General features: G+C 36.3%; 17 protein-coding genes. 5 read left to right on the top strand and 12 right to left on the bottom strand.

The window, feature by feature from the left end; all coding sequences use genetic code 11:
- Positions 1-60: 60 nt before the first annotated feature.
- The 3 genes from LPC09_RS01130 to LPC09_RS01120 all read right to left on the bottom strand — a co-directional run bounded on the left by LPC09_RS01130 (position 61) and on the right by LPC09_RS01120 (position 3,593).
- A complete protein-coding gene (locus tag LPC09_RS01130; protein ID WP_231308817.1) occupies positions 61-1,425 on the bottom strand; it encodes a UDP-N-acetylmuramoyl-tripeptide--D-alanyl-D-alanine ligase in 1,365 nt (454 codons plus the stop codon).
- Positions 1,426-1,536: 111 nt separating this feature from the next.
- Positions 1,537-2,619: a D-alanine--D-alanine ligase gene (locus tag LPC09_RS01125; protein WP_098797584.1), complete on the bottom strand. Its 1,083-nt coding sequence runs from the start codon at positions 2,617-2,619 to the stop codon at positions 1,537-1,539.
- A 221-nt stretch (positions 2,620-2,840) separates the two neighbouring features.
- Positions 2,841-3,593, bottom strand: a complete 753-nt coding sequence (locus LPC09_RS01120; RefSeq protein ID WP_231308816.1) for a class I SAM-dependent methyltransferase — start codon at positions 3,591-3,593, stop codon at positions 2,841-2,843.
- 265 nt (positions 3,594-3,858) lie between these two features.
- Here LPC09_RS01120 and LPC09_RS01115 point away from each other — a divergent pair, with 265 nt between their 5' ends.
- Together LPC09_RS01115 and LPC09_RS01110 are read left to right on the top strand one after the other, a co-directional pair.
- Positions 3,859-4,440: an LOG family protein gene (locus LPC09_RS01115; protein ID WP_231308815.1), complete on the top strand. Its 582-nt coding sequence runs from the start codon at positions 3,859-3,861 to the stop codon at positions 4,438-4,440.
- Between the two features lie 142 nt (positions 4,441-4,582).
- Positions 4,583-5,038 (top strand): divergent PAP2 family protein, encoded by a 456-nt coding sequence (locus tag LPC09_RS01110; RefSeq protein ID WP_331275792.1) that lies wholly within the window; start codon positions 4,583-4,585, stop codon positions 5,036-5,038.
- Between the two features lie 53 nt (positions 5,039-5,091).
- Here the strand turns inward: LPC09_RS01110 and LPC09_RS01105 are convergent, their stop codons facing one another.
- Positions 5,092-5,700 carry a class I SAM-dependent methyltransferase gene (locus tag LPC09_RS01105; RefSeq protein WP_231308814.1) on the bottom strand — a complete coding sequence of 203 codons (609 nt, stop codon included), beginning with the start codon at positions 5,698-5,700 and terminating at the stop codon, positions 5,092-5,094.
- A gap of 164 nt (positions 5,701-5,864) precedes the next feature.
- On the opposite strand from LPC09_RS01105, the gene LPC09_RS01100 reads away from it, so the two are divergent.
- Positions 5,865-7,304 (top strand): DDE-type integrase/transposase/recombinase, encoded by a 1,440-nt coding sequence (locus LPC09_RS01100; protein WP_098795475.1) that lies wholly within the window; start codon positions 5,865-5,867, stop codon positions 7,302-7,304.
- A 316-nt stretch (positions 7,305-7,620) separates the two neighbouring features.
- On the opposite strand, the gene LPC09_RS01095 is transcribed toward LPC09_RS01100, so the two are convergent.
- Entirely contained in the window at positions 7,621-8,244 is a 624-nt protein-coding gene (locus LPC09_RS01095) for a LysE family transporter (RefSeq protein ID WP_231308813.1), read from the bottom strand.
- A gap of 152 nt (positions 8,245-8,396) precedes the next feature.
- The gene (locus LPC09_RS01090; protein ID WP_231308812.1) at positions 8,397-8,915 is read right to left on the bottom strand and encodes a YfiT family bacillithiol transferase; all 519 of its coding nucleotides are present in this window, start codon (positions 8,913-8,915) and stop codon (positions 8,397-8,399) included.
- Positions 8,916-9,101: 186 nt separating this feature from the next.
- On the opposite strand from LPC09_RS01090, the gene LPC09_RS01085 reads away from it, so the two are divergent.
- Positions 9,102-10,085 carry a DMT family transporter gene (locus tag LPC09_RS01085; protein ID WP_231308811.1) on the top strand — a complete coding sequence of 328 codons (984 nt, stop codon included), beginning with the start codon at positions 9,102-9,104 and terminating at the stop codon, positions 10,083-10,085.
- Positions 10,086-10,197: 112 nt separating this feature from the next.
- Here the strand turns inward: LPC09_RS01085 and LPC09_RS01080 are convergent, their stop codons facing one another.
- The 4 genes from LPC09_RS01080 to LPC09_RS01065 all read right to left on the bottom strand — a co-directional run bounded on the left by LPC09_RS01080 (position 10,198) and on the right by LPC09_RS01065 (position 13,695).
- Positions 10,198-10,683, bottom strand: coding sequence for a GNAT family N-acetyltransferase (locus tag LPC09_RS01080; protein ID WP_231308810.1), 486 nt, complete (start codon positions 10,681-10,683; stop codon positions 10,198-10,200).
- Between the two features lie 233 nt (positions 10,684-10,916).
- Positions 10,917-11,693 (bottom strand): alpha/beta hydrolase, encoded by a 777-nt coding sequence (locus LPC09_RS01075; protein WP_231308809.1) that lies wholly within the window; start codon positions 11,691-11,693, stop codon positions 10,917-10,919.
- 156 nt (positions 11,694-11,849) lie between these two features.
- On the bottom strand, positions 11,850-12,947 hold the full coding sequence (gene ribD, locus LPC09_RS01070; RefSeq protein ID WP_098797575.1) for a bifunctional diaminohydroxyphosphoribosylaminopyrimidine deaminase/5-amino-6-(5-phosphoribosylamino)uracil reductase RibD: 1,098 nt from the start codon (positions 12,945-12,947) through the stop codon (positions 11,850-11,852).
- Positions 12,940-13,695 carry a GTP cyclohydrolase II gene (locus LPC09_RS01065; protein ID WP_098797574.1) on the bottom strand — a complete coding sequence of 252 codons (756 nt, stop codon included), beginning with the start codon at positions 13,693-13,695 and terminating at the stop codon, positions 12,940-12,942. Before LPC09_RS01065 ends, ribD begins: the two co-directional genes overlap by 8 nt.
- Positions 13,696-13,948: 253 nt before the next feature.
- On the opposite strand from LPC09_RS01065, the gene LPC09_RS01060 reads away from it, so the two are divergent.
- Complete coding sequence (locus LPC09_RS01060) at positions 13,949-14,272, top strand: thioredoxin family protein (protein ID WP_231308808.1); 324 nt, start codon at positions 13,949-13,951, stop codon at positions 14,270-14,272.
- Positions 14,273-15,271: 999 nt separating this feature from the next.
- Here LPC09_RS01060 and LPC09_RS01055 read toward each other — a convergent pair.
- Together LPC09_RS01055 and LPC09_RS01050 are read right to left on the bottom strand one after the other, a co-directional pair.
- Positions 15,272-15,823, bottom strand: a complete 552-nt coding sequence (locus tag LPC09_RS01055) for a glycerol-3-phosphate responsive antiterminator (RefSeq protein ID WP_098799343.1) — start codon at positions 15,821-15,823, stop codon at positions 15,272-15,274.
- A 14-nt stretch (positions 15,824-15,837) separates the two neighbouring features.
- Positions 15,838-17,529: a glycerol-3-phosphate dehydrogenase/oxidase gene (locus tag LPC09_RS01050; protein WP_098799330.1), complete on the bottom strand. Its 1,692-nt coding sequence runs from the start codon at positions 17,527-17,529 to the stop codon at positions 15,838-15,840.
- Positions 17,530-17,567: the final 38 nt, after the last annotated feature.

The following is a 17,567-nucleotide window of genomic DNA, read 5'->3' as shown; positions in this document are numbered from 1 at the left end:
TAGAAACCTCCTTTACCGTTCAACTTGGAAAGGTTACATCCTTAATCCCTACCTTCTCTATTATACAATTGAATTTACGACTTCTTCCAGCTTCATTCCTCTTGAGGCTTTTACAAGAACAATATCCTTTTCTTTCACGATAGACTGTAGATGCTTAATTAATTCATCCTTATTATCATAATGATGAACTGTATCAACCGGTTGATTTTCTTTTGCACCTTTTGCAATTTCTTTACCAAGTTTTCCATAAGTGAAGATGTGGGAAATATTATTTTGTCTTATTTCTCTTCCTACTTGTTGGTGATATTCTACTTCATCATCACCTAATTCAAGCATATCACCTAAAACGACAATCTTTTGATCAAAGTCTTTTAAATTCTCAATAAGGTCAATTGCTGCTAACATTGAAGTAGGACTTGCATTATAAGCATCATTAATAATTGATGCTCCATTTTTAGCTTGAATTAACTCTAAACGCATCCCAGTTAACTTCATGGACGAAAATCCCTTTTTTATGGCATCCTTTTCAACGCCATAATAATCCGCCACTGCATAGGCTGCTAAAGCATTCCACACATTATGTTTTCCAAGTACAGGAATAAAGTATTCCTCATTGTTCACTTCAAATAATGTTCCTGTTGGTTCTTGAATAATCTTTGCAGGGTAATAATCATTAGAACTTGCTTCTCCAAAAGTAGCTGTTTTTAAAGACAGTCCTGGCACTCTCTCTTGTAAAAGTGGTTCATCGCCGTGAAAAATAAATAATCCGTCTTTTTTTAAGCCTTTTGTAATCTCAAGCTTAGCTTCTGCAATTCCTTCTCTAGATCCTAAATCCATTAAATGTGCTTCACCGATATTTGTAATGACCGCAACATCCGGATGCGCAATTTCAGATAATAGTTCAATTTCTCCTTTACCACTCATCCCCATCTCTAAAACCGCTATTTCTGTATCCTCACTCATACTTAAAACGGTTAATGGTAAACCTATATGATTATTAAAATTCCCTTGTGTTTTATGTACTTTATATGTTGTTTCTAAAATGGCTGCAACCATATCCTTTGTTGTTGTTTTACCGTTACTACCTGTAATACCGATAATTTTCAGGTTAGGTAATTCATTAATATATGCTGTTGCAAGAGCTTGAAGCGCCACTAAAGTATCTTCAACTAAAATGATTGGCACTTCTTTTGGAGGGTTTTTTTCGGATTTCTGCCAAATAACTGCTTTTGCTCCGTTACTTATTGCTTTGTCAACGAACTCATGCCCATTGAATACGTCACCAACAAGTGGAAAAAATAAATTATCATTTTCAACATTACGTGAATCAGTTGTTACGCCTGAAATTTCAACGTGTTGATATTTTTCTTCTAATCCTTCTCCATTCACCATGTTTTGTACATCAAGTAGTGTTCTTGTAATCATTAAATCCTCTCCTATTTAAGGAATCTTTATGTGCTAAAAGAAAAAAGGAACTGATTTATGCTATATTCAGTTCCTTTTAAATAAAATTAAGAATTTCGTAAGCTTAGTTGATTAAAAAGAATGTTTAATTTGTTGCTTTTGTTCATAGCGCTCCAATGCAAGGTCAACAAGTTTTTCTATTAGTTGAGGGTATTCAAGGCCTGAATGCTTCCACATTAGTGGGAACATACTATATGGAGTGAAACCAGGCATTGTATTAACCTCATTAATAAGAGCTTTGCCGTCTTCTGTTAAGAAAAAGTCTGCACGAACTAGGCCTGATCCGTCTATTGCCTTAAAGGATGTGATGGCCATCTCTTTAATCTTCTCATATTCCTCTTCCGTTACGTTACCTGGAATAATTAAATCTGTTTCTCCATCTTCATACTTAGCTTTATAATCATAGAATTCCACTTTAGGAGCAATTTCACCAACTACTGAGCATTCCGGATGATCATTACCAATAACGGCAATTTCAATCTCTCTTCCAACAATTGATTCTTCAATAATCACCTTACGATCGAACTCAAATGCTTCCTTAATAGCCGCCTCTAAGCTTTCTCTATCTTTACACTTGTTAATACCAACACTTGATCCTAAATTTGCAGGCTTTACAAAGCATGGATAACCCAATTCAGCTTCGATTTCCTCAAATTTGGCAGCTGGTGATTGCTCATAATCACTTTTTATAAAAGATACATATTTTGCTTGAGCTAAGCCAGCTTGTGCAAATAAATTCTTCATGACAACTTTATCCATACCAGCAGCTGAAGCTAATACTCCATTCCCTACGTACGGGATATTCAATAATTCAAGTAATCCTTGAACCGTTCCATCTTCACCATTTGGTCCATGTAGCAACGGAAAGATCACATCAATTTTTTCCTGTTCTTCAACCTTTGCAGGAAATAACTCAGTATTTAATGTAACGGGGGAAATAGAATCTCCGTTCTCCTGCAATCTTAATGTACTGACTTCTTTTACAGGAGCATCTAATGCCTTTCCTCTTACCCATTCTCCATTTTCTTTAATGTATATAGGATGTATGTCAAATTTACTCATATCCAGTGCATTGATAACGGCTAGGGCTGTTTGCAAAGAAACATTGTGCTCTGCAGATTTCCCACCATAAATTAAGCCTAACTTCATTTTCATCCGGATTTTCCTCCTCAGCTCTTTCATCATTCTTATTTTATCACTTTAGGGCAAAATTGTTATTAACGTTTCCTTATTTCTGTTATAAGTTTTCGAACATTTTCTGCTTTTTTTGCCCTCTTGTTCTATCATACGGTTTGATTTTAATTTCGTTTCTTTCATTTAAGAAGGATGATTTGCTTGATCTAAGGAGGTAAATAGTTTTTCTACTATGTATTTGATTATTTTTCACCTGTAAATGTGAATACCTTTTTATCGGATGATTTAGTTGATTCTGTTGTAGAGTAGTTGTTATATATGTTGACATTAGTAAACCCGATTCTCTCCAAAATCAACTTAAATTCTTTTATTCCATACCATATAAAGGGCTGTAATTTTTGCTCTTTTTCAATCATCTTGCCTTCTTTTATCCTTTCAACTGATAACAAATATGTTGTTGATTGTTCGAGCATATCTAGCTTGATTAATTGTTTTTCACAAACATACAGATCACTCATAAATTCTTGAACCATACTATGCTTTTGCTGAACAAGAAATTCATCCTGTATAAAAAGATCAACAATAATGGTGCCCTTGCTTTTTAGATGATCATAGACATTTTTTAAAAGTTTTATTGACTTAAGCCTTTCTTCTACAGTTACGACCGATCCAAAAGGTATTATAATGGCATCGTAACGAGTAGGTTTTTTAAACTCATTTAGGCTCAATTGATAGATGGTAGCAGTCTGATTTAACTCCTCACATTTTTGTTTACAAGCTTCCTCTCCTTGCTTGGAATCCACCAGTCCCTCCATTTGGAGGCCACGATTCAAAAGTTCAGGAAGAAGAAATAAATGACTTTGACCTATCTCTAGAATTTTTCCCTTTTTATTTATTAATTGTTGTTCATAAAAGTCTAACGCACTTTTTAATTCATATTCTTGAATATATGCTTCTAGCGCCTCCATTACAAACCACCTGAGATCTAATTTCACTATCATCTCTCCTAATATCATTCTGTACGTATCTAAGGTCCCACTTATACAAGAAATTTATGTAAATTCAAACTGAATTAAGAAGCTTAATTTCTTTTCGGTCATTATGAACCTAAATCCTTTATAAAGATGTTGTAAATTCCATTACTTTTTATTTTCAAATAATGAAAAACCATCTAAACTAAAATAAGATGTATATTTTTCATTTTAAAGAATAGTCCTTTTTTACAACCCTTTTCACACACTAACTCAAGGAGGGGATAACATGAAAAGAATTTGTGTTTTTTGCGGATCTAGTCCAGGCGCTTCAGATTTATATTCAGAGGATGCAGCAAAACTTGGTGCTCAATTAGCTAAAGAGGGAATTACGCTTGTATACGGTGGATCAAAAGTAGGAATTATGGGTGTTGTAGCAAATGCAGCTCTGCAAGCGGGCGGAGAAGTGATTGGTGTTATACCTAAAATGTTAATGGAACGGGAACTTGCTCACCCTGGTCTTTCTGAGCTTATTATTGTTCATTCCATGCATGAGCGTAAGGCAAAAATGGAAGAGCTATCAGATGGGTTTGTTGTTTTACCAGGTGGACCTGGGACAATGGAAGAGTTTTTTGAAGTTTATACTTGGGCTCAATTAGGAGAACATAGTAAGCCAATTGGAATGATGAACAGTAACCATTATTATGATAAACTTCTTGCTTTCTTTGACCATATGATTCAAGAGCAATTTTTAAAGCCTGAATATCGATCAATGGTTATTGTAGATTCTGATCCCGAGCAGCTAATTCAGAAATTTCGTTCTTATGAACCTCCACTTTTAACAAAATGGATTACTCCACAACAAACATAGAAGGCTTTTGTCTTCTATGTTTGTTTTATATTGAGACTACATTTAAGCACTTTCCTATTTGGTATTATTCCTTCGATTTTTTTAACCATCATTGTATATAGAATTTATTTTGTTAAAGACTACATACATAGAGGTGAGAGAAATGAATCGAGGAATCTGGACAGCTTTATCTGCCATTGGAATCGCACAAGGGCTTAAAATTTTTACACATAAAAAGGAAAACAATGTTTGGGACTGGCGTCCGATTTTTCAAACAGGTGGCATGCCAAGTTCTCACTCAGCCGGTGTATCTGCTTTGGCAACTTATGTTGCAACGAAAAAGGGCTTTAATTCCACTGATACTGCATTAGCTGTTATTTTTGGAATTATTGTTATGTATGACGCACAAGGCATCCGTCGTCATACAGGTGAAATCGCAAAGATTGTAAATGATATTGATGCAGACATTGAGGTATTATCCGGACATATGCCGGGTTTATTTCATGTAAAGCAGGAAAAAGAATTAAATGAGCTGCTAGGACATCAACCTGCTGAAGTTGCTGGGGGAGCTCTTTTAGGTATACTAATTGGTTTGGTTAGCAGCATGATGGAAAAATGAAGACGAAAGAAAAAAACATGAGTGAATGGCGGCTTGTTACCTTTCACTCATGTTTATTTATCCAGCTTAGTGGCAGTTACACAAACTGCTAATTCTGGATGGATACGCTTAAAAGAAATTTTCATTTCAGTAAATCCACAATGGGATAGGTCCTTATAAATTTGATTCGCAAACATTCTTGTTTTAATTGAGCTAGCATTTTCTTCTCTAGGCTGCATCGTAATGGCAATTTTCCCTCCAGCTTTCATCGCCTGATGGAGACGTTGTAATCCCCTTTCAGGATGAGACCAGATGGTATAATTGTTAACTGTGACTACTTTATCGTATTTCCGCTCCTCCAACTCTGTATTCTCAACATCACCTACCATAAGAGTTACTTGTTCATTCCTAACATAATTATCCAGTCTTTGTTCCGCCTGGGCTTTCATTGTTTTCGATACATCAAGACCGTCAATTTTGATCAGTTTATTGGCTTTTAACATATACTCTATACACTTTCCTGATCCATAACCAACCTCTAGAATACAATCACTGTTATCTATTTGTAATTGAGAAAGAGTCCATTTGTTTAGCTTCTTATTCTCAATAGCCATAATGGTTCCAGCAACTCTTCCAAGTATGCCCTTAGGAACGCTAAATTGTTTTTTAAACGAATTAATCATGTCGGCACCCCGGTATCGTTTTTCGTATTGTCAAAACTTCTATAAGAAATAGGTTATAAAATATCTCCATAGAGGGCTTTATAGGCAAAAAAATTGCCACCCCCTAAATTCTTTGGATAATTGAGGTTACCACACACCCAACAACCAAGAATGGAAGTGACAATTTGTACCCTCAAATTATAACCTATTTATTAACTTTTATAAACTATCAAGAACAACTCATTCGAACATTGCTTACTTTATTGATTGGTAAAAGCATGTTCGATAAACCTACTGAACAGCCCGTAAATAAACCTTATCGAAAACTTCAAGTGGATGACCTTCCGGTCATTGAAGTTCTAGAACAGCTTGATTATCGAGTTCTTCTTAGTGAATATCTAGAGAAGAACGGGAAAGCTCTCAAACCTGTTCAAAGGCGTAAGAATGCAAAAGTTTCCGTACCTAAAGCCATGAACTGTCCAAAGTGTGGTGCTCCATCGGATTATCTTTATGCCAACAATGGAGATAAAGGTCAGTATCAATGCAAGGTGTGTACAGAACTTTTCAGTGAAAAGAACCGTTACTCTAAGGAGGCCATCCTGAAGTGTCCTCATTGTTCCAAGACTCTCGAGAAAATAAAAGAAAGAAAAGATTTTCACGTGTTTAAGTGCAAGAACAATGACTGTTCTTATTATCAAAAGAAGCTCAATGGGATGACTTCAAAAGAAAAGAAAAGGTTCAAAAAGGACCCTCAAGCATTTAAATTGAGATACATTTTCCGTCAGTTTTATATCGATTTCCAGCCGTTATCTAAGGAATCACCAGAACTGCCGGCCGTGGACTTATCAAAGATTTATGCATCCCCACATACATTAGGATTGATCCTAACCTATCATGTAAACTATGGCCTTTCGGCCCGTAAAACAGCTGCGATTATGCAGGACGTACACGGAGTGATGATTTCACATCAGACTGTATTGAACTACGAAAATAGCGTAGCTTTATTACTTAAACCTTATGTGGATCACTATCCCTATGAACTTTCAGACCAATTCTGCGGTGATGAAACGTATATCAGAGTAAACGGTCGATGGCATTATTTATTTTTCTTTTTTGACGCCGTGAAAAAGATTATTCTTTCGTATCCGGTGTCGCCTAATCGAGACACAGCAACAGCCATTCGAGCAATTGATGAGGTCTTAATCAAGATGAAAGAGATTCCAGAAAATCTGACCTTTGTGGTAGACGGGAATCCAATCTATCTTTTAGCCCAACATTTCTTCGCTCAACATGAGATTTTATTCGATGTGAAGCAGGTCATTGGATTAACCAATGAGGACCCTGTTTCAACCGAATATAGACCAATGAAACAAATAATTGAGAGACTTAACCGCACCTTTAAGGGCAATTATCGCTCCACTCATGGATTCGGCTCTGAACATGGTTCCATTTCATACGTCACCTTATTTACGGCCTACTTTAACTTTTTGCGTCCGCATGCCGCCTTAGAAGGAAAAGTGCCCGTAGTGAATCCAGAACTCAAGGGGCTTCCAACAATGCCAGCACGTTGGACAAAGCTCATTGGATTAGCACAACAATGGATAGTAGAACAAAGACAAGCCTAACTTTTTGTTTAGCTGAGCCCTTAAGCTAATTCAGCAATCGGCGGAGCGAACTCTTGACAAACCGAACTTGCCAATGGTTTAAAATGGAAACAACCAAGGGCTTATTTGGTATGCCTTCTTTTGTTCCCTTCGCCCTTGTTAAACAATCCACAAACCATTGGCGTGTTTGTCAAGAGAGATTGCGGCGCATCTCCATCCAGTAAATAGGAGAGAAGCTAACCCTTTAGGTAGTTTTCATAAATCTTTTGACACTACCTCGTTTTTCATTCTTAATACCCTGATTTTCTTTCTTTAAACGAAACGGAGAGCTCGCAATTTAAAGAAGCAATAGGAACCCTTGATAGCCAAAGTATAAGCCAAACAAAATTAAAGAAATTCCTGAAATGGTAGATATAACAGCAAGAAGGGTTGTTGTTAAATATCTTCTTAATACACTTGCAAACATCGCCATCGTTAAATCCCACAGTAAAACTCCCGAAAGGATAGCAGCACTACAAATAAGAAGCTGTGTTCCACCACTTCCAATTGTGGTATTAGCGAGGATTGCCCCATAAATTCCTATCCAAAATAAAATACTTAAAGGGTTAAGTAAAGACATAAAAAAGCCTGAAAAATAGGATTTAGAATAGCGGAGGTTTACTCTACTAGTTGTGAACGTATGTTTTTTTGCCGCCATTAAACTCTCAATACCCGTATACACTAAAACAAAGAAGCCAAAAAACCATAGAAACATTTTCACTGTCGGGATTTGCAAAAAGTTTACAAACCCTAAATACACCAACACCATATATACAACATCAGCAGTTGTTGCCCCTAAACCAAACAGCCAGGCATGAAGGAATCCTCCTTTTATGCCCCGGTCAATTTGACCCGCGTTTACAGGACCTATGGGTGCTGCTAGTGAAACCCCTAGAAATACGTAGCTGAATAAGAAATTCAAATTCTTTACCCCCAATATTGATATATGCTTGTACATCATATTCAGCTTGGTGAGGAATTATGTTGGCAGTAAAACTTGTTTTCTATGATTTTGCACCTCCTTTAAGCTTACTAAAAAAGCAGCCCTACATGATCATAGGACTGCTTGCTATTTTAGTGGACTCTTACTAATTTTATATGTTCTATATGATGCTTTCCATGCCACGAGTATAGTGCAACATTAGTAGACAAGGAGATTTCCTTATTTGTTTCAGGATGAAAGAATGTTTTTTCAAAGTCAGACATAGACATTGATTTTAATAAATATGCCCATCGCTGATGTAAAGATTCCAGGAGATTAATAGAGATTGATAATGGTAATTCAGTATCAGGTAAAGCTCCCCATGTTTTTTCATCATATGCTTTAATAGTCGGACGATCTTCAGTTAGGGCCAGTTTAAACCGAATATAGCTATTCATATGACTGTCCGCTAGATGATGGACCACTTGTCTAACCGTCCATCCACCTGGACGATAAGAAGTGTCTAGCAATGGTTCTGAAAGACCTTCAAGAGCTAACTTCAATTGTTTAGGGGTGTTCTCTATATCTTCTATCCATCCTTCGATCTCTTTCAGAGAAACTTGCTTTGGCTCCTTAAATTCACCAATAGGATATTGAAGGCTTTTCCTCATCACTACACTCTCCCTTTATTTTACTTTGTTATTTTCATTATATGGACGAATGATCTTGTGGACAATATTTTTATATTGAAAGAAAGTATCATAATTTTATAAAAAAACACACTAAATTAAACAATTGTATGTTATATTATGTTAAACATAACTTACCAATTAATGGAGAAGATTGGAGGCTTCGCGATGCGGGCAATCTTATTAGGAGTTTGTTCTTCTTTCTTTTTTGCTTTTACGTTTGTGTTAAATCGTTCCATGGAGCTTTCCGGAGGGAGCTGGTTATGGAGTTCATCTTTGCGTTATTTTTTTATGCTTCCTTTTTTACTTCTTTTCGTTATTTTGAGAAAAAAATGGCAGCCTCTTCTTATAGAGATGAAAAAAAATCCACTAAAGTGGCTTTTATGGGGAACAGTAGGATTCGGTTTATTCTATGCACCTATTTGCTTTGCAGGCGCTTATGGACCAGGATGGCTAATTGCAGCCACATGGCAAATGACAATCCTTTCAGGTTCTCTACTTGCACCACTTTTTTATGAAAAAGTCCAAACAGTCAATGGATCTGTAAAGGTTAGAGGAAAGATTCCGTTAAGGGGCTTAAGCATGTCACTTATCATTATTTTTGGGGTAGCATTGATGCAGTTTGAGCATGCAAGTCAGTTATCAATCATGCCTGTATTATTAACGATCATTCCAGTTCTAATTGCATCCTTTGCTTATCCGCTAGGAAATCGGAAAATGATGGCGATTTGTGAGGGCAGATTGGATGTATTTCAAAGGGTATTGGGGATGACAATTGGAAGCTTGCCACTTTGGATTATTTTTGCTATTATTGCTATCTTTACGACAGGCCTTCCAAGTAAAACGCAGACAATCCAATCATTTTGGGTTGCAATGTGTTCGGGCTTAATTGCTACTCTACTTTTCTTCCAAGCAACAAGTTTAGTTCAACATAATATGGCTCAACTAGCAGCTGTAGAGGCAACTCAGTCGATTCAGGTACTTTTTGTACTAATTGGAGAGATTATTTTTCTTGCTTCACCTCTTCCTACAGGTATGTCTTTATTAGGAATGGCCTTTGTTATGATCGGCATGGTGTTGCATAGTTACATATCAAGAAGCAACCGCCCTGCTCAAACAATTAAACCAGACCCATCTAGGCAGCTTTCATAGCTGTTCTGCGAGATTATATTTAGTGTCAAAGGGAGACCCTTACTTGGCCTATTTACCAAAAAGACTCCCTGAGCACTAATACTCAATATTATTAAAAATGATGTGAAATTCATCAAACCTCTAAGGCCATTCTTACAGTTTGTAATATATGACCATCAAACAAATCCTCATATTCCGTTTCAATTATAAACCCTTTAGATTTATAAAAATGGACACCAGCCAGATTTTCTTTTTCAACATTTACATATATTTTCTTAACATCGTTTAAATGCTGTATCCCCGCTTTTAATAAGACAGTACCAATACCCTTTCCCTGGTATTCTTCATAAAGATAAATAGCCCCTAATTCTACTTTTCTCTCATCTTTTAGAGGAGTAAAATTAGCAAAGCCAATAATTTTATCTTCGTCTTCTCCTACTAAAAAAAGTGTTTCATTTAGTCTTTTAAGTAACATTTCAGAAGAATATGCAGTTGCAACAAAATTCTCTTGAATAGAATCAGGTATAATTCCTTTATATGTAGTCCGCCAACTCGATCTAGCAACACGTTGTACTTGTTCTATATCTCCTTCATTCATCTTCCGAATAGCTATCGTCATGTAATCTCCCTCTGCAATTAATTTTTCACTTTATATAATTACAAATTATAGCATTTCTCTATATAAATTCGAACAATTTTGCAAACGTATACAACTTTTAATAGACAAATATTTAATATCTCATGAAAGATAGTCATTTATTTAAAACGTTTTCACAATTGTTAATAACTTCTTTAATATGTGGAAAAGTATGTGGATAACTCGAGAGTTATCCACTTTACCTTTTCAAATCATTAGCTATTTACCAGTTCCGTTATTGATATACCAGCATTTAAACTCTGAATATGCTGATTTATGTTATCCACAATAAGCTGTGCATCATAGTCCATTGATGCAACATGATAGGAGTTTTTTAATTCTATTATCTTCTTTTCAGCTGAAGAAATTTGTTGATAAATAAAATCAGAGTTTGCTGGTGGAACAACATGATCAACTGATGATTTAAAAATAATAGTAGGGGTTGTGATATTCTTTATTTTATTTTTTGTATCATCCATTAAGTCTAACAATTGATGCACAGCCTCTAATGGAACAGACTCATACGTTATTTCATGTACAGCAGGCTTTTTTATGTCTGGTTCCCCTTCTTCAATCATTTTTGGCTTTGTTTCATCACGGTATTGTTTGTAAGCAACATCTGTAACAGCCGCATTAATTAAGAAGATTCCATTCACGTTTGTATTAGCAGCAAGTTGAATTGTTAGGGCACCGCCCATGGATTGTCCGACTGCAAAAACATGGTCACAGTCCTTTTTTAACTCATCAAAAGCTAATTGTAAATCTGAAATCCATTCGTTATAAATGCAATTTTTCATATCTTCAACATTAGTTCCATGACCTTTTAGACGAGGAATTGACACAGTGTATCCTAGCTTAGCAAGTTGCTTCCCTATATACTCCATACTTTGTGGTGTGCCGTTAAATCCGTGACATAATAAAATTCCTGTTTTATTACCAGAGAAATACAAGCTATCGGCACCCTTTACAACTGGATATAATTCTGTTTTCATCTATAATCCCCCTTAGGCTACTGTAGATAAATTTATTTTATTTATATTTTATAATTCACATAAGATTACTTGGTTTTATTGTAACCTATTCTAATACTTTTCACAACAATGATTAACAAACAAAATAGATAATGAAAAAGCATGATGCGTATAACATCATGCTTTTTTATAGTGAGGATACCCTACAAACTTATAGTCTGTCCCAATTTTTATGATATCTAAATTCTGCAGATCAATGGCATCGGCCATCTTTTCAATTCCTTGTCCCCCGATAAAGCCTGGAGCTTGCTTTCCACCGATTACTTTTGGAGCCATATAAACAACTAATTTATCAACTAACTGCTCTGCTAAAAAAGAAGCATTCACTTCTCCTCCGCCTTCAATTAACACAGAGGAAATAGAATTCTCCCCTAGTATTCTTAGCACTTCTTGGATGTTTACACGCTCTTCACCGTTTGTTACGAAGATTTTCACATTATGGTCTTCAAGCGCATTTTTTATTTCTTTATCATATTTTTTGGAAGTGAAAATCCATGTTTCAGCTTTTTGATCCTTTACAACTTTTGAATGAAGTGGTGTTCGTAATTGACTATCTAAGATAATTCGAACCGGATTACGACCATGTTCAATTCTAGTCGTTAATTCAGGATCATCTTTTATCACCGTTTGGACCCCTACTAAAATCCCGGTATGTTCATGACGTAATTGATGAACATCCTTACGTGCTTCTTCAGAAGTAATCCACTTGCTATCAGATGTAAAAGATGAAATTTTACCATCTAATGTTGTAGCAGATTTTAACGTCACAAAAGGCATTTTTGAAACAATAAATTTATTAAACACTTCATTCATTTCACGTGATTCTTTTTCACAAATTCCCACTACTACTTCTATGTTTGCTTCTTTTAGAATGCTAACTCCATTTCCAGCAACAATAGGGTTAGGGTCAAGAGTAGCCACATATACTTTCTTTATTCCCGCTTCAACAATTGCAACAGCACATGGTCCTGTACGTCCATAATGAGAACATGGTTCTAACGTTACGTACATTGTGCCTCCTCTTGCCTGCTCTCCTGCCATATTTAGTGCATGTATTTCTGCATGTGGTCCTCCAGCCTTTAAATGAGCTCCTACACCAACAATTCGATTATGATTTACAATCACAGCCCCTACCAATGGATTCGGGTCTGTTTGCCCCTTCATAGCTGCCGCATTTTCGATTGCCAACTTCATGTAAAACTCATGTTCATTCAACGGTATAGCCTCCTCTAAAGTGGCCAGCCTTTTCCATTTTTGTTTCTAAATAACGTTGATTAAAGCTTGATACATCTCCCCATAAAGGAATACGGTCTGTAACATTTGCACCTGAATCTTGCAAAGCCTTTAGTTTAAGTGGGTTATTTGTAATTAGCGTTACAGGTAATTGACGAAGAGTTTTCAAAACTCGAATCGCATCATCATATTTTCTTTGATCATCAGAGAAGCCAAGCTCCTCATTTGCCTCAACTGTATCTAAGCCTTCTTCTTGTAGAAGGTAAGCAAGAGCCTTACTGAATAAACCAATACCTCTACCTTCATGATCAGCAAGATAAAATAAAGCTCCTGTACCATGTTCTGTAATCATTTTTAAAGATTGATTAAGCTGATATCCACAATCACATCTTTTACTTCCAAAAATATCACCTGTATGACATATACTATGCATACGTATTAGTGCTTCATCATTCTGAGCAAAGTCACCATAAACAAGCACACTTGATTGCTGATGCTTAGCTAAGTCTGCACTAGGTAATTTTCTTATGATTGATTCAAATGTTTCAGCTGAATCCTGTTCGGCCTCAGCCTCCATCCAGCAATACCACTTGAAGAATTCTGTTTTGCCATCTAGTTGAATTGGGAGGTTAATTGGTCCCACAATATACGTAGCTCCTTCTTTATGAGGAACAATCTTTACTTTTTCTTTTATTATATTTAGAGGGATATCTTTTATTGTTTCTACCATTAGGTTTCTCCCCTTTATAGGCTGTCTATTCTTTAAACTTACTTATTGTAAGTGAGTATAAGGTTGAAATGGAATGTCGTCAACTAACTTGAACTGAGCTATTCTTTTGTCATCAATACTTTATACCCTACTTTCTAAAGAATCAAGCTATGATAGGTGGATGACCATCTAGTTTTTTCCTATATTTAGTTTAAGTAAACAAACTACTGTTTTTTCGTCCAGTATTGGATAAAATAAGTGTAGAGGTGATAGCATGGAACACGTAAAAACAGAAGATCAATTTCAAGAGCTTATTAATGGTAATGAACCAGTAGTCCTTAAATTTTTTACAGACTGGTGCCCTGACTGTAAAAGAATGGACATGTTTCTACCAACTGTATTCGAAGAGGTAGGAAATGTATCAATGTATGAAATAAACAAAGATGACCTTCCCGAAATTGCAGAAAAATATGATGTAATGGGTATTCCGAGTTTATTAGTATTTAAAAATGGTGAAAAACAAGCACACTTACATAGCGCAAATGCAAAAACTCCAGATCAAGTGATTGATTTTTTATCGGAATCTCTAAATAAATAATCCTTAATTAAGAATTTTTTTATGTTGTCTGTACTAGAGGTTTATTGAAGAGGTATGAATTTTTTAAATACAGAAAGCTGTCCCGGCTGTGCTTGTATCGGGACAGCTTTTTGATTGTTTGATGTTTTTTGTCCTAATTCCGCTTGTATCGAGACAGATCTTTGCTTCTTTGATCCTTTTGGGTCTCGATTCCGCTTGTATCGGGACAGATCTTTGTTTGTTTGATCCTTTGGGTCTCGATTCCTCTTGTATCGAGACAGATCTTTGCTTGTTTACTGCATTTGTGTCCCGATTCCTCTTGTATCGGGACACATCTTTGCTTGTTTAATCCTTTTGGGTCTCGATTCCTCTTGTATCGAGACAGATCTTCGCTTATTGGTCCATTTATGTCCCGATTCCTCTTGTATCGAGACACATCTTCGCTTGTTTGATACTTTTGGGTCTAGATTCCTCTTGTATCCAGACAGATCTTTGCTTATTTGGTCCATTTATGTCCCGATTCCTCTTGTATCGAGACAGATCTTCGCTTGTTTGATCCTTTTGTGTCTCGATTCCTCTTGTATCGAGACACATCTTTGCTTATTTGGTCCATTTATGTCCCGATTCCTCTTGTATCGAGACAGATCTTTGCTTATTTGGTCCATTTATGTCCCGATTCCTCTTGTATCGAGACAGATCTTCGCTTGTTTGATCCATTTATGTCCCGATTCCGCTTGTATCGAGACACATCTTCGCTTGTTTGATCCTTTTGTGTCCCGATTCCTCTTGTATCGAGACAGATCTTCGCTTGTTTGATCCTTTTGTGTCTCGATTCCTCTTGTATCGAGACAGATCTTCGCTTATTGGTCCATTTATGTCCCGATACCTCTTGTATCGAGACAGATCTTAGCTTGTTTACTGCATTTGTGTCCGATTCCGCTTATATCGTAGCAACTTTTCAGGCTATTTTTAATATCATTATTTCCAATAAAAATCGAGGTAAATCTCCCTCCTTACAAATCATATCCTCCACAATTCCTTTCGGGACGTTGTTACAGCATGTGCCCCCGCTTTTAACACACTAGTTACTTCATCATGACTTGTTATTAAACCGCCTGCTATTACAGGAATATTTGTTTCCTGACTTACTTTTTGAATCAAATGTGGTACACAGCCTGGTAGAACTTCTATAAAGTCAGGCTGAACCTTTTGCGCTAAGCTGTAACTTGTATCAATTGCCAACGTATCAAGCAAAAATAGCCGCTGAATCGATAAAATACCATTTTTCTTGGCTGTCTTTAATACACTTGCTCTTGTTGAAATAACTCCATCAGGCTTTATTTTTTGACACAAAAATTCTGCTGAGTACTCATCGTTTTTTAAACCTTGAATTAAGTCTGCATGTAAGAGGATTTTTTTATGATATGTCTTAGCTAGCTTCATAATATTATCTAATTGAGCAATATGCACTTCTAGCATAACGATAAACTCTACATTTCTATTAGAAAGGACCTGCTCAAAGTCCTTCATTGATTTAGTCGCGGGTAACACCTGTTGATTTTCAAACATCAGGGACCTCACCCTTTCTATACACTTTTAGCATGTGGGTGTTCATCTTCATCATATTCTACAGGAACAGTTGCATCATATATGTGCTTTTCTAACTCATCGCGGAAACGTTGTTCTTCTTCAAGCGACCAAGAGAAAATAGTTGCCATGTACTTTGTAACCGGTTCTTTCCACTTGATCACCCAATTTATATCAAAGAAAAGGGCACTAGTTCTTCTAATGAAGAAATCACATAGTGTTCCTACCATTTCTTGTTCAATTCCATAAATAAGGGATGCATATACTTCTAACGAAAGTCCAGCAGCCTCCGCTTCATGTCCACTATGTTTGATTACTTCATAGAGGGCAGAAATGTTTGATCCATATCGTTTTACTAGCTTCGTTGCTTCTTCCTCTGTTAAACCTAAATTTATCCCTTTTTGAACCTGTTCTTTCACGAAAGTAGGATACTGATTAGAACCACCAACATCTCCACCCGAAAGAACAATCTGGTCTGTGGTACATGCAGGGTAATTTTTTCCTCTTAGTTCTTCTAATACAAGGTTTACAACACCTTCCGCCATTTTACGATAACCTGTTAGCTTCCCTCCAGCAATTGTCACTAAGCCAGATGGTGAGACAAAGATTTCATCTTTTCTAGAAATCTCTGAAGGATCTTTTCCTTCTTCGTGAATAAGTGGACGTAAGCCTACCCAGCTTGACTCAACATCATTCGTTGTTAAGTTTAGATTGGGAAACATATAATTAGTAGCTTTTAGAATATAATCTCTGTCCTCTACTGTCATTCTTGGGTGGCTAATTGAGCCTTTGTAATTTGTATCAGTTGTGCCTACATACGCTTTGTTATCACGTGGTATAGCAAACATCATTCTACCGTCTTTAAAAGGGGTGTCAAAATACACTGCTTCTTTTAGAGGAAAACGTGACGAATCAATAACAAGATGAACACCTTTTGTTAAGTGTAAATATTTCCCTTTCTTTGATTTGTCTTTTTCTCTTAACGTATCAACCCATGGACCTGCAGCATTTACGATTTTCTTTGCGTAAATCTTCCGCTTTTCACCAGTTAGTAAATCCTGAATGTGAACTCCAACAACTTTTCCTTTGTTATAAATAAATTCTTCTGCTTTTGTATAATTTGCAGCCAAAACCCCTCTGTTTACCGCTTCTTTCATTACTTCTAATGTTAGTCGCGCATCATCTGTTCGATACTCAACATACACTCCGGATCCCTTTAAACCCTGTTCACGTAAGAGAGGCTCGCGTTCGATTGAATTTGTTTTGTTCAGCATTTTCCTTCTTTCAACCTTCTTAACTCCGGCTAAATAATCGTAAACTTTTAGGCCTATAGAAGTGGAAAACTTACCGAATGTTCCATTTTCAATGATCGGCAACATCATCCAAACAGGTGTTGTGACATGAGGGGCATTTTCATAGACAATTGCCCGCTCTTTCCCAACCTCTGCTACAAGCTTTACCTCAAATTGCTTTAAATAGCGCAAGCCTCCATGTACTAGTTTAGTAGATCGGCTAGAAGTCCCTGCAGCAAAATCCTGCATCTCAATCAACCCTGTTTTTAAACCACGAACCTGGGCATCTAAAGCAATTCCTGTTCCTGTAATTCCCCCACCGATAACTAGTAGATCCAAAGAGTTTGCTTCCATTTCTTCTAAATATTTTGAACGATTTATGCTAGAAAACTGTGTCATTGTTTATCATCCTTTCAAATTGTAGGTAAAACAACAAA

Source organism: Metabacillus sp. B2-18, from assembly GCF_021117275.1.
Lineage (GTDB): Bacteria > Bacillota > Bacilli > Bacillales > Bacillaceae > Metabacillus.
The sequence above is the reverse complement of the archived record's forward strand: the minus strand, read 5'-3'. Positions and strand labels throughout refer to the sequence as shown.

Coding starts and splice junctions, on each gene's coding strand:
- LPC09_RS01060 (WP_231308808.1), top strand. CDS start 13,949: ATGGAACACGTAAAAACAGAAGATCAATTTCAAGAGCTTATTAATGGT.
- LPC09_RS01065 (WP_098797574.1), bottom strand. CDS start 13,695: ATGGTAGAAACAATAAAAGATATCCCTCTAAATATAATAAAAGAAAAA.
- LPC09_RS01050 (WP_098799330.1), bottom strand. CDS start 17,529: ATGACACAGTTTTCTAGCATAAATCGTTCAAAATATTTAGAAGAAATG.
- LPC09_RS01110 (WP_331275792.1), top strand. CDS start 4,583: ATGAATCGAGGAATCTGGACAGCTTTATCTGCCATTGGAATCGCACAA.
- LPC09_RS01085 (WP_231308811.1), top strand. CDS start 9,102: ATGCGGGCAATCTTATTAGGAGTTTGTTCTTCTTTCTTTTTTGCTTTT.
- LPC09_RS01080 (WP_231308810.1), bottom strand. CDS start 10,683: ATGACGATAGCTATTCGGAAGATGAATGAAGGAGATATAGAACAAGTA.
- LPC09_RS01090 (WP_231308812.1), bottom strand. CDS start 8,915: ATGAGGAAAAGCCTTCAATATCCTATTGGTGAATTTAAGGAGCCAAAG.
- LPC09_RS01115 (WP_231308815.1), top strand. CDS start 3,859: ATGAAAAGAATTTGTGTTTTTTGCGGATCTAGTCCAGGCGCTTCAGAT.
- LPC09_RS01105 (WP_231308814.1), bottom strand. CDS start 5,700: ATGATTAATTCGTTTAAAAAACAATTTAGCGTTCCTAAGGGCATACTT.
- LPC09_RS01075 (WP_231308809.1), bottom strand. CDS start 11,693: ATGAAAACAGAATTATATCCAGTTGTAAAGGGTGCCGATAGCTTGTAT.
- LPC09_RS01130 (WP_231308817.1), bottom strand. CDS start 1,425: ATGATTACAAGAACACTACTTGATGTACAAAACATGGTGAATGGAGAA.
- LPC09_RS01125 (WP_098797584.1), bottom strand. CDS start 2,619: ATGAAAATGAAGTTAGGCTTAATTTATGGTGGGAAATCTGCAGAGCAC.